Origin of the sequence: Cellulomonas edaphi, from assembly GCF_030362815.1 — a bacterium.
Taxonomy (GTDB): domain Bacteria; phylum Actinomycetota; class Actinomycetes; order Actinomycetales; family Cellulomonadaceae; genus Cellulomonas; species Cellulomonas edaphi.
Genome location: NZ_JAUCGR010000002.1, coordinates 1 through 17778 on the forward strand (window position 1 = coordinate 1; position 17778 = coordinate 17778).

Consider the following 17778-nt stretch of genomic DNA (forward strand, 5'->3'; position numbering starts at 1 on the left):
CCCGGAAGCTAAGCCCCTCAGCGCCGATGGTACTGCACTCGCCAGGGTGTGGGAGAGTAGGACGCCGCCGGACATCATTCAGAAATAGCCACCCCCACGGGGGTGGCTATTTCTGTTTCCGGATATTGTGGCGCCGCGACCGGCACTTCGTCGAGCGCGCGCGTCGTGCGTGCCGCCGATTGCGGTCTTCTCCGGGGCCGGCCGCGAGCGCTTCCGCGCCTGCTCACTGGGTCCGGGGCGCTCCCGCAGTGGCCGGTCCGGAGGGAGCTCGGTGTGATCCGGTTCCCCTGCCGGCCCGCCGGTGGGAGTCTCCGGGCAGGATCGTCGGCTGGCGCTCGGCATCGGATCCCTCCTCGCGAGCTGGCGCTCCGAGGAGGCGCGCGTTGCAGTTCCCACTGTGTGTGTGAGCACATCCGGCCGGGCGGATTCGAACGATCGGCCGTGCGGGTGGGAGGATGAACGTCGATTCCGGCGAGGAGAGTACACAGATGAACAGCGACAACCGGGCAGGGCGTACCCCCGACGACAAGGACAGGTCGGGCGGCGCACCCCGCGGCGGATCGGCGCGTTCGGGCGACCGACGCGGCGGGCGAAGCGGAGGACCCGGTGGCGCGTCTCGGGGCTCGTCCGGTGGCTACGGGTCCGGTGGGGGTACCAGTCGGTACGGGCAGCGCGGCTCATCGGGCTCGGACCGCGCGCCCGCCGGTGGTCGGTCCGGCGACCGTGACGGTGCGCCTCGCTCCGGGGGCAAGCCGTACGGATCGGGCGAGCGGACGTCGTACGGCTCCCGTCCCCAGGACGACCGCGGAGGCCGGGCGTCGTACGGCCAGGGCGCGGGGCGCGACCGCGCCGGCGACCGCCCGTCGTACGGCGAGCGTGCCCAGGGCGAGCGCTCCGGGCGCGACTCCTACGGCCGGCGCGACGACCGTGGGGCGCGGCCGTCCTACGGTGATCGCTCTCAGGGTGGTCGTCCGTCGTACGGGCAGAGCGGTGACCGTGGTGGTCGTCCGTCGTACGGGGACCGCAACCAGGGTGGTGCGTCGAGCAGGCAGGGCGACGACCGTGGTGGTCGGCCCTCCTACGGCGATCGCCCGTCGGGTGGCCGCCCGTCATATGAGGAGAGCAGCGACCGTGGTGGTCGACCTCCGTACGGTGACCGTCAGCAGGGTGGGCGGGACCAGGGCTCGAGCCGTGGACACAGCAGCGACAGGGGATCGCGGGTCTACGGCGATCGCGCGCAGGGTGGTCGTCCGTCGTCGGCGCAGGGCGGAGACCGTGGCGGTCGTCCGTCCTACGGCGATCGCGCGCAGGGTGGTCGTCCGTCGTCGGCGCAGGGCGGAGACCGTGGCGGTCGTCCGTCCTACGGCGACCGGGCCCAGGGTGGTCGTCCGTCGTACGGGCAGAGCAGCGACCGTGGCGGTCGCCCCGCGTACGGGGATCGCTCGCAGGGCGGGCGCGACCGGGGTGCGGGCTACGGCAGTGCGGACGACCGCGCACCGGGCGGACGTGCGTCGTACAGCCAGGGCGACGGGTCGCGCTCGGGCGCGCGTTCGTCCTACGGCGATCGGCCGCAGGGGGACCGCGGCTCGCGGCCCGCTTACGGTGAGCGCTCGCAGGGCGACCGTGGTGCACCTCGCACCGGTCACTCGTCGGGCTCCCGCGCCGAGCGCTCGTCGTACGGCGACCGCGGTGACCGTTCCCGCACGAGCGACCGGCGTCCGATCGCCGGCGAGCGCTCGAGCTACCGGTCGCGTGCCGAGGGCGACCGCCCTGCCTACGACTCCCGCCCGTCGCACGCCGACCGGCCGTCCACGGGCGACCGCCGCCCGCCGCGTGGCCGTGACGATCGCACCGACGTGCGCGACGGCGACCGCGCGTCGAGGCCCCAGGCCTCGTCCGGCGGCCGCCCCGCCGGCGCACGGGCGTACGGGAACCGGGGTGAGGACCGCGCCGGCGCGCGCGACGGCGACCGGCAGACTCGTCCTCCGCAGGACCAGCGCCGGCCCGCGCCGCTGATCCCGGACGACGTCACCTTCAGCGACCTGGACCGCGCGGCTCGCGCGCCGCTGCGCACGCTGACCAAGGACAACGCCGAGCGCGTCGGGCGTCACCTGGTGATGGTCGGGCGCCTGCTCGACGACGAGCCCGAGCTCGCCTACGAGCACGCCCAGGCGGCCGTGCAGCGCGCGGGACGTGTCGACGTCGTGCGGGAGGCGGCCGGGCTGGCCGCGTACCGCACGGGCCGGTACGCCGAGGCGCTGCGCGAGCTGCGCACCGTGCGACGCCTGAACGGCTCGTCCGAGCACCTGCCGATCATGGCCGACTGCGAGCGAGGGTTGGGCCGCCCCGAGCGGGCCATCGCCCTGGCGCAGGAGCCCGAGGCCGAGCAGCTCGACCTGGACGGCAGGGTCGAGCTGGCGATCGTCGTGAGCGGCGCGCGTCTCGACCTCGCCGAGCCCGAGGCGGCCGTCGCGGTGCTGTCTGCTCCGGCGCTCCGAGCGGTGCAGGGCGTGCTCGCCGTCCGCGTGGCTCAGGCGCGGGCGACCGCCCTCGAGGCTGCGGGCCGGGCCGACGAGGCGGCGGACGCGCTCACGGGGTTCAGCGCCGCGCAGCTGGCGGCGGCCGGGGTCGTGGCGGACGAGCACGAGGACGACGTGGTGGTCTTCGACCTGGAGGACGACAACGACGAGAAGGACGGCGAGTCCGAGCACGAGGTGGGCACGACCGAGGCGCGCGGCGACGAGGCTGGAGAGGCCCGATGACCGGAGGTCTCGTCGGGTCGACGACCCCGCTCGCCGACCGTTACGACCTGGCGCTCGTCGACCTCGACGGTGTGGCGTACAAGGGTCACGAGCCGATCGAGCACGCTGCGCACGGCCTGACCGCCGCGCGTGGTCGTGGCATGCGCCTGGTGTTCGTCACGAACAACGCGTCGCGCGAGCCCGAGTCCGTTGCCGACCAGCTGACCGGCCTCGGCATCGAGACCGCGCCCGACGAGGTGATGACCGCGGCCCAGGCGGCGGCGCAGCTGTTGCGCTCGCGCCTGCCCGAGGGGTCGCGCGTCCTCGTCGTCGGGGGTGCCGGCCTCGTCACGGCCGTCCGGGCCGCGGGATACGACGTGGTGACGTCGGCCGACGACGAGCCGGTGGCCGTCGCCCAGGGCTTCGCGCCCGAGGTCGGCTGGACGCAGCTCGCCGAGGCCGCCTACGCGATCGAGCGGGGGGCGTGGCACGTCGCGTCCAATCTCGACCTGAGCATCCCGACCGCCCGCGGCATCGGCCCCGGGAACGGGTCGCTCGTGGCCGCGGTGCGTGCCGCGACGGGCGTGGTGCCGGACAGCGCGGGCAAGCCGGCGCCGACGATGTACCACATGGCCGTCGAGCGGGCGGGTGCCCGTGAGGCGCTCGTGATCGGCGACCGCCTGGACACCGACCTCGCGGGCGCGCGCTCCGGCGGCTTCGTCGGGCTCCACGTGCTGACCGGGGTCAACTCCGCCCGCGACGACGTGCTGGCTCGCCCTGGTGAGCGGCCGCACTACATCGGCGCCGACCTGCGGGCGCTGCTCGAGGCTCATCCCGAGCCGCAGGCGGGGCCCGACGGATGGTGGACGTGCCGCGAGGCCTCGGCTCGCGTCGTGGACGGAGCGCTCGAGCTCGGCCGCGGCGCGGACCTGGCCGACCTCGACGTCGTTCGCGCAGCCTGTGCGGCCGCGTGGGCGGTCGTCGACCAGGGCGGCGCGATCGATCCCGCAAGCGTGCCCGAGCTCGGCGCGCCCGCTGCCTGAGGCTCGGCAGGGACCGGTGGCCGGGCCCTGGGGATGTCGGGGCAGCGGTGTGGGCCGTTCCCGGTAGCGTGGAGCCGTCCGTACGACGAGGAGGATGCGTGAGCGAGTCAGTGGTTCCCGAGCACCGTCCGGTGACCCCGGACGCGGGCGACGGGCCGGTCGTGCCGCTGACGGGAGACCACGCTGTCGACGAGGCGCTGACCAGCCTGGCGGGCCTCGACGAGCACCCCCTGCGCGCGCACGTGGCGGTCTTCGACGCCGTGCACGGGGCCCTGCAGGACCGCCTGGCCGACGCGGAAGCGTGAGCGGTTCGTGACGCGCAGCATGACCCCGCGACGGGTGCACGCCGTCGGCGGCTCGGAGCCGTTCGCGCCGCACGAGCCGCACGGCGCGGGCCCGTCGGAGGTGCACGCCCGGGACGATCGCCGTGGTCCTGCTCCGGAGCAGGACGGCTTCCCCGGGTCCGCGCCGGCGGGCGAGCCCGCCGCGGGTGGACGCCTCGACGCGGAGCTGGTGCGGCGCGGGTTGGCCCGCTCGCGCAAGGACGCCGCGGCGGCGATCGCCGCGGGCCGGGTCGCGGTCCGCGGCGTCGTCGCATCGCGGAGCTCGCAGCGTGTCGGCGCCGGGGAGCATGTCGAGGTGAGCCTCGACGCCGACGACCCGGGCTATGCCTCGCGCGCCGCCCACAAGCTCGTCGGCGCGCTCGACGCGACCGGGGTCGAGGTGACGGGTCGCCGGTGCCTCGACGCCGGGGCCAGCACCGGCGGATTCACCGACGTGCTGCTGCGGCGCGGCGCCCGTCGGGTCGTCGCCGTCGACGTCGGCCACGACCAGATCATCGACCGTCTGCGGCACGACGAGCGCGTCGAGGTGCGCGAAGGGCTGAACGTGCGCTCGCTGAGCGCCGCGGACGTCGGTCCTGCGCCGGAGCTGGTGGTCGCCGACCTCTCGTTCATCTCTCTGACGCTGGTCCTGCCGGCGCTGCGGTCGGTCGCTGCGCCCGGGGCCGACTTCCTCGTGATGGTCAAGCCGCAGTTCGAGGTGGGGCGCGACCGTCTGGGCTCCGGGGGCGTGGTGCGCGACCCGGCGCTGCGGGCCGACGCCGTGCTCGAGGTGGCGCGGGCTGCCGCGCGGCTCGGCCTCGCCACCCGCGGGGTCGTGCGCAGCCCGTTGCCCGGGCCGAGCGGCAACGTGGAGTACTTCCTGTGGCTGCGCGCCGAGGAGCGAGCGGATCTCGACGAGGAACGGGTGCGTGCCGCGGTGGTCGACGACGAGGCGTACGGGCGGGGCGGGACCGAGTCGGTGCCCGATGGCGGATCGGTGAGCGCCGGGCACGAAGGCGACCGTGCGGGGGAGCGCGCATGACGCGCCGCGCTCTCGTCGTGACCCACGGCGGGCGTGAGGAGGCTGTCTCGGCGACCGCCGAGGCCGTGCGAGAGCTCGAGGACGCGGGCTTCACGCCGGTGCTCGCGCAGGAGCACACCGACGCGGCCGACCTGCCCCCGTTCGAGCTCGCGGTGGTGCTCGGAGGCGACGGCACGATCCTGCGCGCCGCCGAGCTGACGCGCGGCACGACGGTGCCGCTGCTCGGCGTCAACCTCGGGCACGTGGGCTTTCTCGCGGAGAGCGAGCGCGACGACGTCGGCGAGTCCGTGCGCCGCCTGACCGTGGGGGACTTCTCCGTGGAGGAGCGCGTCACCCTGGACGTCCGTGTGATGCGACCCGACGGGGCCGTCGGCACGGGATGGGCTCTGAACGAGGTGAGCCTGGAGAAGGTGGATCGCGGGCGCATCCTCGAGGTGGCGGTCGAGGTGGACGGCCACCCGCTGTCCTCGTTCGGCTGCGACGGCATCGTGGCGGCGACCGCGACCGGCTCGACCGCGCACGCGTTCTCCGCGGGCGGCCCGGTGGTGTGGCCGGACGTGGACGGCATGATCCTCGTCCCGCTGTCGGCGCACGCGCTGTTCGCGCGCCCGCTGGTCGTCGGCCCTCGCAGCATGCTCGCGGTCGAGGTGCTGGAGCGCTCTCCCGCGGACGGTCTCGTGACCTGCGACGGTCGCCGGCAGCTCGAGGTGCCGGCCGGCTCCCGGGTCGAGGTCACGCGCAGCCAGACGCCGGTGCTGCTGGCACGGCTGACGCCGGCGCCCTTCACCACACGGCTGGTGCAGAAGTTCGGCCTCCCGGTGGCCGGGTGGCGGGGTGGCGCCTCGTGATCGAGGAGATCCGCATCGCCGACCTCGGCGTCATCGGCCGGGCCCACGTGGAGCTCGGGCCGGGCCTCACCGTGCTGACGGGCGAGACGGGCGCCGGCAAGACGATGGTGCTGACGGCGCTCAACCTGCTGCTCGGGGGCAAGGCGGACCCCGCGACCGTGCGTACGGGCGCGCCGTCCGCGTCCGTCGAGGGTCGCATCCTGCTGCGCGAGGACGGTGCCGCCCTGGAGCGGGCGGCCGAGGCCGGCGCAGCGCTGGACGACGACGGGTCGCTGGTGCTGGTCCGGACCCTCGGCGCGCCGGTCGACGGCGGCGCGGGGCGCTCGCGGGCGTTCCTCGGTGGTCGGTCGGTGCCCCAGGCGGTGCTCGGCGAGCTGGCCGAGCACCTCGTGACCGTGCACGGACAGGCCGACCAGGCGCGGCTGCGTTCCCCGGCGCACCAGCGCGAGGCGCTCGACGCGTTCGTCGGGCCCGAGCACGCCGGCGTGCTCGCCGGCTACCGGCAGGCGTGGGCGGAGCGTGCCCGGGTAGACGCAGAGCTCGCCGATCTTGTGAGCCGCGCGCAGGACCGCGTGCGCGAGGCCGAGCTCTTGCGGCTCGGGCTGGCGGAGGTCGAGCGGGTGGACCCGCAGCCCGGGGAGGACGTGGAGCTGGCCGCCGAGGCGGAGCGGCTCGCGCACGCGGAGGACCTGCGCGCCGCCGCGAGCGGTGCCCATGGCCTGCTCGTCGGCGACGTCGACGCCGGGTCACCCGACGCGGTGAGCGCGGTCGAGCTCGTGGACCAGGCGCGGCGTGCGCTGGAGAACGCGGGCGGCCACGACGCCGCGCTGGCTGCCCTAGGGGTACGGGCGGCCGAGGCCGGCTTCCTCCTGGCTGACGTGGCCACCGAGCTGTCCGTCTACATCGAGGACCTGGCGGCGGACCCGCGCCGCCTGGACGCGGTGCAGCAGCGACGGGCCGAGCTCGCCACCGTCACGCGCAGCTACGGGTCGGACGTCGCGGAGGTGCTCGCCTGGGCCGACTTCGCGGGGCGCCGCCTGCTGGAGCTCGACGGAGGTGACGGCCGTATCGAGGAGCTCCGTGCGCAGCGCGCCGAGCTCGACACGAGCCTCGACGAGCTCGGCGCACGGTTGAGCGTCGCCCGCCGCGAGGGCGCCGAGCAGCTCGCCGCGGCGGTGACCCAGGAGCTGGCCGGCCTGGCCATGGGCGGCGCCGAGCTGCGCATCATGGTGGAGCCGGCCGACGAGCCCGGCCCGCACGGACATGACCGGGTCGAGATGCTGCTGGTGCCGCACGCGGGGGCACCCGCGAGGCCGCTCGGCAAGGGCGCGTCGGGCGGTGAGCTGTCGCGCGTGATGCTCGCGCTCGAGGTGGCGCTCGCGACCGCGCCGGACAGCGGCGCGTCGCGGCCCGGCACGTTCGTCTTCGACGAGGTCGACGCGGGGGTCGGCGGCCGCGCGGCGGTCGAGGTGGGGCGTCGGCTGGCGGTGCTCGCGCGCGACTCGCAGGTGCTCGTGGTGACCCACCTCGCGCAGGTGGCCGCGTTCGCCGACCACCACCTGGTGGTCACCAAGTCGAGCGCCGGCGGGGTGGATGTGGTGACCGAGTCGGACGTGAGGTCGGTCACGGACGAGGACCGAGTGCGCGAGCTCGCCCGCATGCTGTCGGGTCAGGAGGACTCCGACGCCGCGCGGACGCACGCCGCAGAGCTTCTGGCGCAGTCCGTCGTGGGACGATGACAGGCGATGAGATCAAGCCTGCGTAAGCGCTCCGCCCTGCCCGAGCCCGGCGTCATCGCCGGTTCGGCCCGTGTCGACCCCCGCACCAAGGCGCTGACCAAGCGCCTCAAGCCGGGCGACATCGCCGTGATCGACCACGAGGACCTCGACAGGGTGTCCGCGGAGGCGCTCGTCGCGTGCCAGCCCGTCGCGGTGCTCAACGCCGCCCGGTCGACCTCGGGCCGCTACCCCAACCTCGGCCCCGAGATCCTCGTCGAGGCGGGCGTCCCGCTCATCGACGACCTCGGCCCGGACGTCATGGCGATCACCGAGGGGCACCACCTGCGCGTCGTGGACGGGAGCGTGTACGACGGCGAGGAGCTGGTCGCCGAGGGCGTCGAGCAGACCGCCGCCATCGTCGCGCTCGCCATGGAGGAGGCCCGCGCCGGCCTCTCCGTGCAGCTCGAGTCGTTCGCCGCGAACACCATGGACTACCTGCGCCGGGAGCGCGACCTGCTGCTGGACGGCGTCGGCGTGCCCGACATCGACACCGTCATCGACGGGCGGCAGGTGCTCATCGTGGTGCGCGGGTACCACTACAAGGAGGACCTCGTCACGCTGCGTCCCTACATCCGCGAGTACCGCCCGGTGCTCATCGGGGTGGACGGGGGAGCGGACGCGATCCTCGATGCGGGGTGGCGGCCGGATCTCATCGTCGGCGACATGGACTCGGTCTCGGACCGCGCGCTCAGCTGCGGCGCCGAGGTCGTCGTGCACGCCTACCGGGACGGGCGCGCGCCGGGCCTGTCCCGAGTCGAGCAGCTCGGCGTCCCGCACGTGGTCTTCCCGGCGACCGGCACCAGCGAGGACGTCGCGATGCTCCTCGCGGACGACAAGGGTGCCGAGCTCATCGTCGCCGTCGGCACCCACGCGACCCTCGTCGAGTTCCTCGACAAGGGACGCTCGGGCATGGCGAGCACGTTCCTGACCCGCCTGCGCGTCGGCAGCAAGCTCGTCGACGCCAAGGGCGTCTCGCGCCTGTACCGCCACCGCATCTCGAACCTGCAGCTCACCCTCCTGGTCCTCGCGGGCCTGCTGGCGCTCGGCGTCGCCCTCGCGTCGACCGCGGCCGGGCAGACGCTGTTCGGCCTGGGCGGCGCCCGCTTCGACGACTTCACGTCCTGGGTCGGATCCCTCTTCGGAGGGAACGCGTGACCGCGACCGACCGCCTCACATCTGACGGAGAGAACGCCCCGTGATCGACTTCCGCTACCACGTCGTCTCCCTCATCTCGGTGTTCCTGGCCCTCGCGGTCGGCATCGCGCTGGGGGCCGGGCCGCTCAAGGAGACGATCGGCGACACCCTCACCGGTCAGGTGCAGCAGCTGCGCGGCGAGAAGGACGCTCTGCGCTCGGAGCTCGACGACACGTCCGCGGACCTCGCGGACACCCGCAGCTACGTCGACGCCGCCGGTCCCGCCCTGCTGGACGGGTCGCTGACGGGTCGCCGCGTGGTCGTCGTCGCGCTCGGCTCGGTCACCGACTCCGACTCGACCGCCATCGACGACAGGCTCACGCAGGCGGGCGCGGAGATCACGGGGCACGCGACCCTCACCGACGCCTGGGCCGACCCCGACCAGCGCAGCTTCCGCCAGGCGCTGGCGGGCAACCTGGTGCAGTTCCTCGAGCCGGCGCCCGACAAGGCGGGCGGCCTCGAGGCGGAGCTCGGCGCCGCGCTGGTGCAGGGCCTCGTGGGTGCCGACCCCGCGGCCCCGGACGCGCTGACGCAGGACGCGAGCTACCTGCTCGAGATCCTCTCCACGGGGGACAACCCCCTGGTGGCCTTCGACGACCCGATCACCAAGCCGGCGGACGCCGTCGTGGTCGTGGCCGCGACGCCGGCGAAGGTCGCAGCCGAGCCGTCGCCCTCCGCCGCCCCCACCGACGAGGACCTCGAGCCGCAGCTCGCCGTGGTCCAGGCGGCGCAGCAGTACTCCGCCGGGGCGGTGCTCGCCGACGGCCCGCGCGGCGCCGGCACCCTGACCGACGCGATCCTCGGGGACGACGATCTGGCATCGACCCTCACCACCGTGTCGGACTCGTCCGACATCACGGCTCAGGTCAACGTGCCGCTCGCGCTCGCGGCGCGCATCGGCGGCAAGAACGGGCACTACGGATTCGGCGAGGGCGAGACGGTCATCCCGCCGTCCGTGGAACTCCCGCCGGTCGACCGCACGCCCGTCGCGCCGGACGCCGGATCGGGCTCCGACGACAGCGCGGGATCCGGCGGATGAGCGTCGGGGTGCTGCGCCGGCTGCTGACCGCGGTCGCCGCGGGGGTCACCACCTCGGTGGCTCGCGGCGTCCTCGACCAGCAGACGCCCGGCGGCCAGGCGCGGTGGACGCGCACGAACCATCGCGGCGAGCCCGTGAGCATGCTCGAGGGTCCCGCCGTCGCGGCGGGCCTGCTCTCCGGACTGGCCCTCGGAGCGCCGGACGCGCGCGGTGCGGCCGCGCTGTGGGTGGCCACCGGGTCGGCCGCCACGTTCGGGATCGTCGACGACCTGGCCGAGGACACGAGCGCGCGGCGCAAGGGACTGCGCGGTCACCTCGGTGCCCTCGCGCACGGCGAGCTGACGACGGGTGGGCTGAAGGTCCTCGGCATCGGCGCGGGCGCGCTCGCCGCGGCCGCTCTCGCGACCCCGCGCAAGCCCGGTGCCGGCCCCGTGGGGCGTCTCGTCGACGTGGGGACCTCCGGTGCCCTCATCGCGCTCACGGCCAACCTCATCAACCTGCTGGACCTGCGTCCCGGCCGCGCGCTCAAGGCCGTCACGCTCGTCGCCGCGCCGCTCGCGCTCGCACCGGGTGACGGCGCGGGCGCAGGCGCTGCCATCGTCGGGACCGCGTACTCCGCGCTCGACGAGGACCTCGCGGAGACCGACATGCTCGGCGACGGCGGGGCCAACGCGCTCGGCGCCGCACTCGGCACGGCGCTCGTGCTCAGTGCGCCGCGCCCGGTCCGCCTGGCCGCCCTGGTCGGGGCCGCGGCCCTGACGGTCGCCAGTGAGAAGGTCAGCTTCACGCGCGTCATCGAGTCGACGCCCGTGCTGCGCCGCATCGACGCGTGGGGCCGACGGCCGGTCCACGTGCCCTCACCGCCCACGTGAGCCCCACGGCCCGTCGGGCGCTGACCGGCCTGGCCGGCGCCGCGGCGATGATCGCCGCCGTGACGGTGCTGAGCCGCGTGCTCGGCTTCGGGCGGTGGATGGCCCAGGCTTACGCGGTGGGCTCCGGCACGATCGGCGACTCGTACAACAGTGCCAACCTGCTCCCCAACGTGCTGTTCGAGGTGGCCGCGGGTGGGGCCCTGGCGGGCGCGCTCGTGCCCCTGCTCGCCGGCCCGATCGCGCGGTCCGAACGGCGCGACGTGGACTCGATCGTCTCGGGCGCGGTCGGGTGGACGCTGCTCATCCTGGTGCCGCTCGCGGCGCTGCTGGCGGCGACGTCCGGTCCGCTCGCGTCCGTGCTCGCGGGCGGCGACGCGTCCCAGCAGTCGATGATCCAGTACTTCCTGCTCGTCTTCGCCGTGCAGGTCCCGATGTACGGGCTGGCCGTGCTGCTCTACGCGGTGCTCCAGGCCCACAAACGGTTCTTCTGGCCCGCGTTCGCGCCGGTGCTCGCCTCGCTGGTGACCATCACGGCCTACCTCGCGTACTCCGCGCTGGCGCACGGCGAGCGCAGCGACCCCCACGCGCTCGACCGGGGCGCCCTGGAGGTGCTCGCCTGGGGCACCACGCTCGGGGTCGCGGCGATGTGCCTGCCGATGCTCGTCCCCGTCCACCGCCTCGGCGTGAAGATCCGGCCGTCCGTGCGGTTCCCCTCGGGGGTCGGCCGTCGCCTGCGGACCCTGGCGCTGGCGGGCGTCGGGTCGGTCGCGGCGCAGCAGCTGACGACGCTCGTGGTCATCGTGGTCGCCAAGCGCTGGGGGAGCACGGGCACGATGTCGGTGTACCTCTACTCGCAACAGGTCTACCTGCTGCCCTACGCGGTGCTGGTGGTCCCGCTCGCCACGTCCACCTTCCCGCGTCTCGCGACGCGGGCGGCAGCCGGCGACCGCGAAGGGTTCGCCCGGACGTCGAGCGCGGTCACCCGCGGCGTCGTCGCGGCCGGCGCCGTGGGAGCGGCCGCCGTGGTCGCGGCCGCCTACGCCATCGGGACGATCTTCGAGAACCTCACGCAGGACGCGCGCGTGGCGGACCAGATGGGTGCGGCCCTCACGTGGATGGTGCCGGGCCTGGTGGGCTTCGGTGCGTTGTTCCACGCGTCACGCTCGCTCTACGCGCTCGAGCGCGGGCGAGCGGCGGTGGTCGCGAACGTCGTCGGCTGGGGCACCATGGCGGTCGCCGTCGTCGCGCTCGTCGCGACCGACCTGCCCGACGACCGCGCGGTCGTCTCGATCGCCGCAGCGAGCACGCTCGGGATGACCGTCGGCGGGATCGTCGCGCTGGCCGCCCTCGCGCGGGCGGCCGGAACCGACGCCCTCGCCGGGCTCGGGCGCGCCGTGGTGGTGCTCCTGGCCGGGGCGACGGCCGCGGCGGTGCTGGGCCGCTGGCTGGCCGACGCCGTGCAGGAGATGGGCGGCGGCAGCTCGTGGACGGCGATCGGCGCAGCCGCGGGCGCAGCGGTCCTGGCGGTCGTCGTCTCCGGCGGAGTGCTGGCGGCGTTCGACCGGGGGACGGTCACGGGCGTGCTCCAGGCGGAGAGCACTCCCTCTTCGCCGCGCCGCTGACGGGCTGGTGACCGGACTCACCTCGCGGGGCTCTTCGTGAAGTGCCGATGTATGGGTAGGCTGGAATCCCGTGACAGAGCGCGCGCATCGACTCTCCGGGCGGTCGGATTCCACGACCCGGCACATCTTCGTCACCGGGGGTGTTGCCTCCTCCCTCGGTAAGGGTCTGACGGCGAGCAGCCTCGGCCGACTCCTTCGCTCCCGTGGCCTCCGGGTCACGATGCAGAAGCTCGACCCGTACCTCAACGTGGACCCGGGCACCATGAACCCGTTCCAGCACGGTGAGGTCTTCGTCACCGAGGACGGCTCGGAGACCGACCTCGACGTCGGCCACTACGAGCGCTTCCTCGACGTCGACCTGATCGGCTCCGCCAACGTCACCACCGGCCAGGTCTACTCGCAGGTCATCGCGAAGGAGCGGCGCGGGGAGTACCTCGGCGACACCGTGCAGGTGATCCCGCACATCACCGACGAGATCAAGACCCGCATGCGCTCGCAGGCCGACGATGACATCGACGTCATCATCACCGAGATCGGCGGAACCGTCGGCGACATCGAGTCCCAGCCGTTCCTGGAGGCAGCGCGCCAGGTGCGCCACGACCTCGGCCGTGACAACTGCTTCTTCCTGCACATCTCGCTGCTGCCGTACATCGGGCCGTCGGGCGAGCTCAAGACGAAGCCGACGCAGCACTCCGTGGCCGCCCTGCGCAGCATCGGCATCCAGCCCGACGCGATCGTGCTCCGCGCCGACCGTGACGTGCCGGAGAGCATCAAGCGCAAGATCGCGCTGTTCTGCGACGTGGACGCCGAGGGCGTCGTGGTCGCCAAGGACGCGCCGAGCATCTACGACATCCCGCGCGTCCTGCACTCCGAGGGCCTGGACGCGTACGTCGTGCAGCGCCTGGGGCTGCCGTTCCGCGACGTCGACTGGTCCGGCTGGGACGACTTGCTGCACCGCGTGCACTCCCCGGCGCACAGCGTCGAGGTGGCGCTGGTGGGCAAGTACATCGACCTGCCCGACGCTTACCTCTCGGTGACCGAGGCGCTGCGCGCGGGCGGCTTCCACCACGACACCAAGGTGGTCATCCGCTGGGTCACCTCCGACGACTGCCAGACGCCCGAGGGCGCCCGCGCGTCGCTCGAGGGTGTCGACGCCGTGCTGGTGCCCGGCGGCTTCGGCGTGCGCGGCATCGAGGGCAAGCTCGGCGCGCTGCGCTGGGCCCGGGAGAACCGTGTGCCGACGCTCGGCATCTGCCTCGGTCTGCAGTGCATGGTCATCGAGTACGCCCGCACGGAGCTCGGGCTCGAGGGCGCGTCGTCGTCCGAGTTCGACGACGACCCGAAGCACCCGGTGATCGCCACGATGGCCGAGCAGCTGGCGATCGTCGGCGGCGAGGGCGACCTCGGCGGCACCATGCGCCTGGGGTCCTACGAGGCCAGGCTCACGCCCGGGTCCGTCGTGGCCGAGGCCTACGGCGCCGAGGCCGTCACGGAGCGGCATCGCCACCGCTACGAGGTCAACAACTCCTACCGCGACAAGCTCGAGGAGGCCGGCCTGGTGATCTCGGGCGTCTCGCCCGACACCTCGCTGGTCGAGTTCGTCGAGCTGCCGCGCGAGGTGCACCCCTACTACGTGGCGACCCAGGCGCACCCCGAGTTCAAGTCGCGCCCGACCAAGGCGCACCCGCTGTTCGCGGGGCTCATCGAGGCCGCGCTGGCGCAGCGGGGCGACGAGTCGTGACGGTGGATCCGCTGGCGGACGTGCCGGCGGAGCGGTCCGTCCTGAGCCACGAGGTCATCCACGCCGGCAAGGTGTTCGACCTCGTGGGTGACGTCGTGGACCTGGGCGCGTCCCAGGTGCTGCGCGAGTACGTCGCGCACCCGGGTGCCGTCGCGGTGATCGCGCTCGACGAGGACGACCGCGTGCTGCTGCTGTCGCAGTACCGCCATCCGGTGCGGTCGGTGCTCTGGGAGCCGCCCGCGGGCCTGCTCGACGTCGACGGCGAGGACCCGGTCGCCGCGGCCGCTCGTGAGCTGGCCGAGGAGGCCGACCTGCGGGCCGGGTCGTGGTGGAAGCTCGTCGAGGTCTACACGACGCCGGGTGGCTCGAACGAGCACATCGTCGTGTTCCTCGCGCGCGACCTCGCGCCGGTGGCCGACGACGAGCGGTTCGCCCGCGCCGACGAGGAGGCCGACATGGTGCCTCGCTGGGTGCCGCTCGACGAGGCGGTCGCGGCAGTGCTCGGCGGTCGGATCCACAGCCCGACGGCCGTGGCCGGCGTCCTCGCCGCGGCGGCCGCTCGTGCGGCCGGCTGGTCGACCCTGGTCCCCGTCGTGCCCTAGTCGGGGCCGCCGGCCAGAACGACGACGCCCCTCCCGGACCCGGTCCGGGAGGGGCGTCGCGCTACCGGCTCGCCGACTTCCGGAACTGCGCGTTGGCCACCGGGATGAAGATCGCCAGGATGATGACGATCCAGATGGACGTGTACAGCGCCGGGTTCTGCAGCGACCACTGCTCGGGCTCGGGCGCGTTCGGCGGGATGTTGCCGAACAACTCGCGTGCCGCCTGCGTGACGGTCGAGACGGGGTTCCAGGCCGCGAACGTCTGGAGCACCGACGGCAGCGTGTTCAGCGGCACGAACGTGTTCGCGACGAATGTCAGGGGAAAGATGACGATGAAGGCAGCGTTGTTCACGACCTCCGGGCTCGGCACGAGCATCCCGATCCACGCCATGATCCACGAGATCGCGTAGGCGAAGCCGAGCAGCAGCGCGAAGCCGCCGATGGCCTCGAGGACGCTGGAACGGATCCGCCAACCGACCAGGAGCCCGGTCAGCGACATGACGATCAGCACCAGGACGTTGTTGATCACGTCCGAGATGGTGCGGCCGGCGAGCACGGCGGACGGCGCCATGGGCAGCGACCGGAAGCGGTCGATGATGCCCTTCTTGACGTCGTCGGCCAACCCGGCGCCCGTGATCGTGGCGCCGAAGATGACCGTCTGCGCGAAGATCCCCGCCATGAGGAACTCGCGGTAGGACTGGCCGTTGCCCCCGCCGATCGCCCCGCCGAAGACGAACGAGAACAGCAGCACGAACATGATCGGCTGCAGCGTGGTGAACACGAGCAGGTCCGGGACCCGCTTGATCTTGATGAGGTTGCGCTTGGCGACCACGGCCGCGTCCGCGAACACGTAGGGGATGCTCATGCGTGGACTCCTTCCTTGGTGTCCGCGGTCTCGGTCTCGTCAGCGGTGGCGCGACCCGTCAGCGACAGGAACACGTCGTCGAGCGTGGGCCGGCGCAGGCCGACGTCGTCGAGCCCGATGCCCACGCCGTCCAGCGCGCGCAGGGCGTCGGTGAGCACGGCGGCGCCGCCGGAGACCGGCATGACGAGCTGGCGTCGCCCCTGGTCGACCACGGCCGGTCCCACACCCCGAGGCTCGAGCAGCGTGACGGCTTCGGTGAGCCGCGCGGGGTCCTTGACCGTGAGCTCGAGCCGCTCGCCGCCGACCTGCGTCTTGAGCTGGTCGGACGTGCCCTGGGCGATGATGCGGCCGTGGTCGATGACGACGATCTCGTCCGCCAGCAGGTCCGCCTCCTCGAGGTACTGCGTGGTCAGCAGCAGCGTGGTGCCGCCGGCCACGAGTCCCTGGATGACCTCCCACATGTCGGTGCGCCCGCGCGGGTCGAGGCCCGTGGTCGGCTCGTCGAGGAAGAGGACGGGCGGGTCCGCGACGAGCGCGCCGGCCAGGTCGAGCCGGCGCCGCATCCCGCCCGAGTACGTCTTGCTCGATCGGTCGCCCGCGTCCTCGAGCCGGAACGCGGCGAGCAGCTCACGCGCGCGCTCGCGCGACCTGGCGCGACCCAGGTGGTAGAGCCGGCCGATCATGTCGAGGTTCTCGAAGCCAGTGAGGTACTCGTCCACGGCGGCGTACTGCCCGGACAGGCCGATCTTGCGACGCACCTCCCGCGGGTTCGTGAGCACGTCGGTCCCCGCGACCTGGGCGGTGCCGCCGTCAGGGAGCAGCAGGGTGGAGAGGATGCGCACGATCGTCGTCTTGCCGGCGCCGTTGGGGCCGAGGAGTCCGAGGACGGACCCGGTAGGGACGGTCAGGTCGACGCCGTCGAGCGCCGTGACGTCCTTGTAGCGCTTGACCAGTCCCCGCGCGGAGACGGCCGGTGTGCCGGTGGTGGAGGTCATGGGGCGAGACTAGATGTGACCTCCGACACAGGTCACGCCTTATGGGACGAACCGGGCCAGCCCGGCGTGCTCAGGCGGAGCGAGCCGCGTCCGCCACCGGGGCGCGGAGCACGGGCACGACGGCACGGGTGCGGGTGGCGAACAGGAACGAGAAGACGCCGGCGGTCAGCAGGGCCGCCCCCAGCATGTGCAGGTTGACCAGGGCGATGGGCAGGCCCGTGTACAGCTGGACGTAGCCGATCGCCCCCTGCGCGAGCGTGACGACCACGAGCAGCACGGCGGCGCGCCAGAGCCGCCCGTCGGCGCGCGCGCGGCGCAGGCGGACGACGATCACGGCGAGCACGGCGAGGAACGCCCAGACGGATGCGGCGTGCACCTTCGCCATCAGCCAGGGGTCCACGGCGAACCGGTAGCCGACGTTCTCGTCGCCCGAGTGCGGGCCCGCGCCCGTCACCACGACGCCGAGCGTGAGAACGACCGCCGCGAGAACCACCAGGACGCGCACGAGGCGGCGCGTGGTCGGGTCGACGAGCGACGTCGTCGGCCCGTCGCCCTCGCCGTAGCGGAACATCAGCCACGTCGACAACGACACGAGCGTCATGGAGATGAGCAGGTGGACCCCGACGAACCCCGGGTTGAGGTCCAGCAGCACGATGACCCCGCCGACCACCGCCTGGGTGAGCACGAGCGCGAGCGGCGCGAGGCCGAGCAGGCGGAAGCTGCGCACCCGGCTGCGGTCGCTGGTCACGAGGAGGGCCACGAGGATCGCGATGACCAGCAGGACGCCCGTGAGCGTGCGGTTGCCGAACTCGATGAGCGGGTTGATCGACATCGCCGCGTGGAACTCCGGCGTGAAGTGGCCCGGCTCGCACGTGGGCCAGTCGGAGCAGCCGAGCCCGGAGCCGGTGAGCCGGACGGCGCCGCCGGTGACGATGATGCCGATCTGGGCGACGAGGTTCGCCACGACGACGGGCCGACCCCAGCGCGGACGCAGGCGGTCGAGGGTGTCGAGCACGGGGGACAGGCGCACGCGACCAGCGTACGGTCCGGGTGCCGGAGCCCAGGCCGCCTGC

The 17778-nt window shown here is 73.8% G+C and carries 15 protein-coding genes and 1 rRNA gene; 13 read left to right on the plus strand and 3 right to left on the minus strand.

What is annotated here, in order from left to right:
• From rrf to QRT05_RS06275, 13 genes are all read left to right on the plus strand, one after another.
• Window positions 1–73: ribosomal RNA gene (rrf, locus tag QRT05_RS15570) — 5S ribosomal RNA — on the plus strand; the annotation flags it as partial.
• A gap of 1783 nt (window positions 74–1856) precedes the next feature.
• Window positions 1857–2762, plus strand: coding sequence for a hypothetical protein (locus QRT05_RS06220; protein WP_289446130.1), 906 nt, complete (start codon window positions 1857–1859; stop codon window positions 2760–2762).
• A complete protein-coding gene (locus tag QRT05_RS06225) occupies window positions 2759–3784 on the plus strand; it encodes an HAD-IIA family hydrolase (protein ID WP_289446131.1) in 1026 nt (341 codons plus the stop codon). The genes QRT05_RS06220 and QRT05_RS06225 overlap by 4 nt, the downstream gene beginning before the upstream one ends.
• Before the next feature lie 98 nt (window positions 3785–3882).
• Complete coding sequence (locus QRT05_RS06230; RefSeq protein ID WP_289446132.1) at window positions 3883–4089, plus strand: hypothetical protein; 207 nt, start codon at window positions 3883–3885, stop codon at window positions 4087–4089.
• Window positions 4090–4096: 7 nt separating this feature from the next.
• Window positions 4097–5149: a TlyA family RNA methyltransferase gene (locus QRT05_RS06235; protein ID WP_289446133.1), complete on the plus strand. Its 1053-nt coding sequence runs from the start codon at window positions 4097–4099 to the stop codon at window positions 5147–5149.
• A complete protein-coding gene (locus QRT05_RS06240; protein WP_289446134.1) occupies window positions 5146–5997 on the plus strand; it encodes an NAD kinase in 852 nt (283 codons plus the stop codon). Before QRT05_RS06235 ends, QRT05_RS06240 begins: the two co-directional genes overlap by 4 nt.
• The gene (recN, locus tag QRT05_RS06245; RefSeq protein ID WP_289446135.1) at window positions 5994–7736 is read left to right on the plus strand and encodes a DNA repair protein RecN; all 1743 of its coding nucleotides are present in this window, start codon (window positions 5994–5996) and stop codon (window positions 7734–7736) included. Before QRT05_RS06240 ends, recN begins: the two co-directional genes overlap by 4 nt.
• 6 nt (window positions 7737–7742) lie before the next feature.
• Window positions 7743–8930, plus strand: a complete 1188-nt coding sequence (gene steA / locus QRT05_RS06250; RefSeq protein ID WP_289446136.1) for a putative cytokinetic ring protein SteA — start codon at window positions 7743–7745, stop codon at window positions 8928–8930.
• A gap of 40 nt (window positions 8931–8970) precedes the next feature.
• Window positions 8971–10008: a copper transporter gene (locus QRT05_RS06255; protein WP_289446137.1), complete on the plus strand. Its 1038-nt coding sequence runs from the start codon at window positions 8971–8973 to the stop codon at window positions 10006–10008.
• Window positions 10005–10880, plus strand: a complete 876-nt coding sequence (locus tag QRT05_RS06260) for a hypothetical protein (protein WP_289446138.1) — start codon at window positions 10005–10007, stop codon at window positions 10878–10880. Before QRT05_RS06255 ends, QRT05_RS06260 begins: the two co-directional genes overlap by 4 nt.
• Complete coding sequence (gene murJ / locus QRT05_RS06265) at window positions 10877–12502, plus strand: murein biosynthesis integral membrane protein MurJ (RefSeq protein ID WP_289446139.1); 1626 nt, start codon at window positions 10877–10879, stop codon at window positions 12500–12502. Before QRT05_RS06260 ends, murJ begins: the two co-directional genes overlap by 4 nt.
• Window positions 12503–12572: 70 nt before the next feature.
• Window positions 12573–14243 (plus strand): CTP synthase, encoded by a 1671-nt coding sequence (locus QRT05_RS06270; protein ID WP_289446140.1) that lies wholly within the window; start codon window positions 12573–12575, stop codon window positions 14241–14243.
• Window positions 14240–14845 carry an NUDIX domain-containing protein gene (locus QRT05_RS06275; protein WP_289446141.1) on the plus strand — a complete coding sequence of 202 codons (606 nt, stop codon included), beginning with the start codon at window positions 14240–14242 and terminating at the stop codon, window positions 14843–14845. The genes QRT05_RS06270 and QRT05_RS06275 overlap by 4 nt, the downstream gene beginning before the upstream one ends.
• A gap of 61 nt (window positions 14846–14906) precedes the next feature.
• On the opposite strand, the gene QRT05_RS06280 is transcribed toward QRT05_RS06275, so the two are convergent.
• From QRT05_RS06280 to QRT05_RS06290, 3 genes are all read right to left on the minus strand, one after another.
• Entirely contained in the window at window positions 14907–15710 is an 804-nt protein-coding gene (locus QRT05_RS06280; protein WP_289446142.1) for an ABC transporter permease, read from the minus strand.
• Entirely contained in the window at window positions 15707–16705 is a 999-nt protein-coding gene (locus QRT05_RS06285) for an ATP-binding cassette domain-containing protein (RefSeq protein WP_289446143.1), read from the minus strand. Before QRT05_RS06285 ends, QRT05_RS06280 begins: the two co-directional genes overlap by 4 nt.
• A 70-nt stretch (window positions 16706–16775) precedes the next feature.
• Window positions 16776–17735 (minus strand): COX15/CtaA family protein, encoded by a 960-nt coding sequence (locus QRT05_RS06290; RefSeq protein WP_289446144.1) that lies wholly within the window; start codon window positions 17733–17735, stop codon window positions 16776–16778.
• Window positions 17736–17778: the final 43 nt, after the last annotated feature.

Coding starts and splice junctions, on each gene's coding strand:
- QRT05_RS06260 (WP_289446138.1), top strand. CDS start 10,005: ATGAGCGTCGGGGTGCTGCGCCGGCTGCTGACCGCGGTCGCCGCGGGG.
- QRT05_RS06225 (WP_289446131.1), top strand. CDS start 2,759: ATGACCGGAGGTCTCGTCGGGTCGACGACCCCGCTCGCCGACCGTTAC.
- steA (WP_289446136.1), top strand. CDS start 7,743: ATGAGATCAAGCCTGCGTAAGCGCTCCGCCCTGCCCGAGCCCGGCGTC.
- QRT05_RS06285 (WP_289446143.1), bottom strand. CDS start 16,705: ATGACCTCCACCACCGGCACACCGGCCGTCTCCGCGCGGGGACTGGTC.
- QRT05_RS06280 (WP_289446142.1), bottom strand. CDS start 15,710: ATGAGCATCCCCTACGTGTTCGCGGACGCGGCCGTGGTCGCCAAGCGC.
- QRT05_RS06240 (WP_289446134.1), top strand. CDS start 5,146: ATGACGCGCCGCGCTCTCGTCGTGACCCACGGCGGGCGTGAGGAGGCT.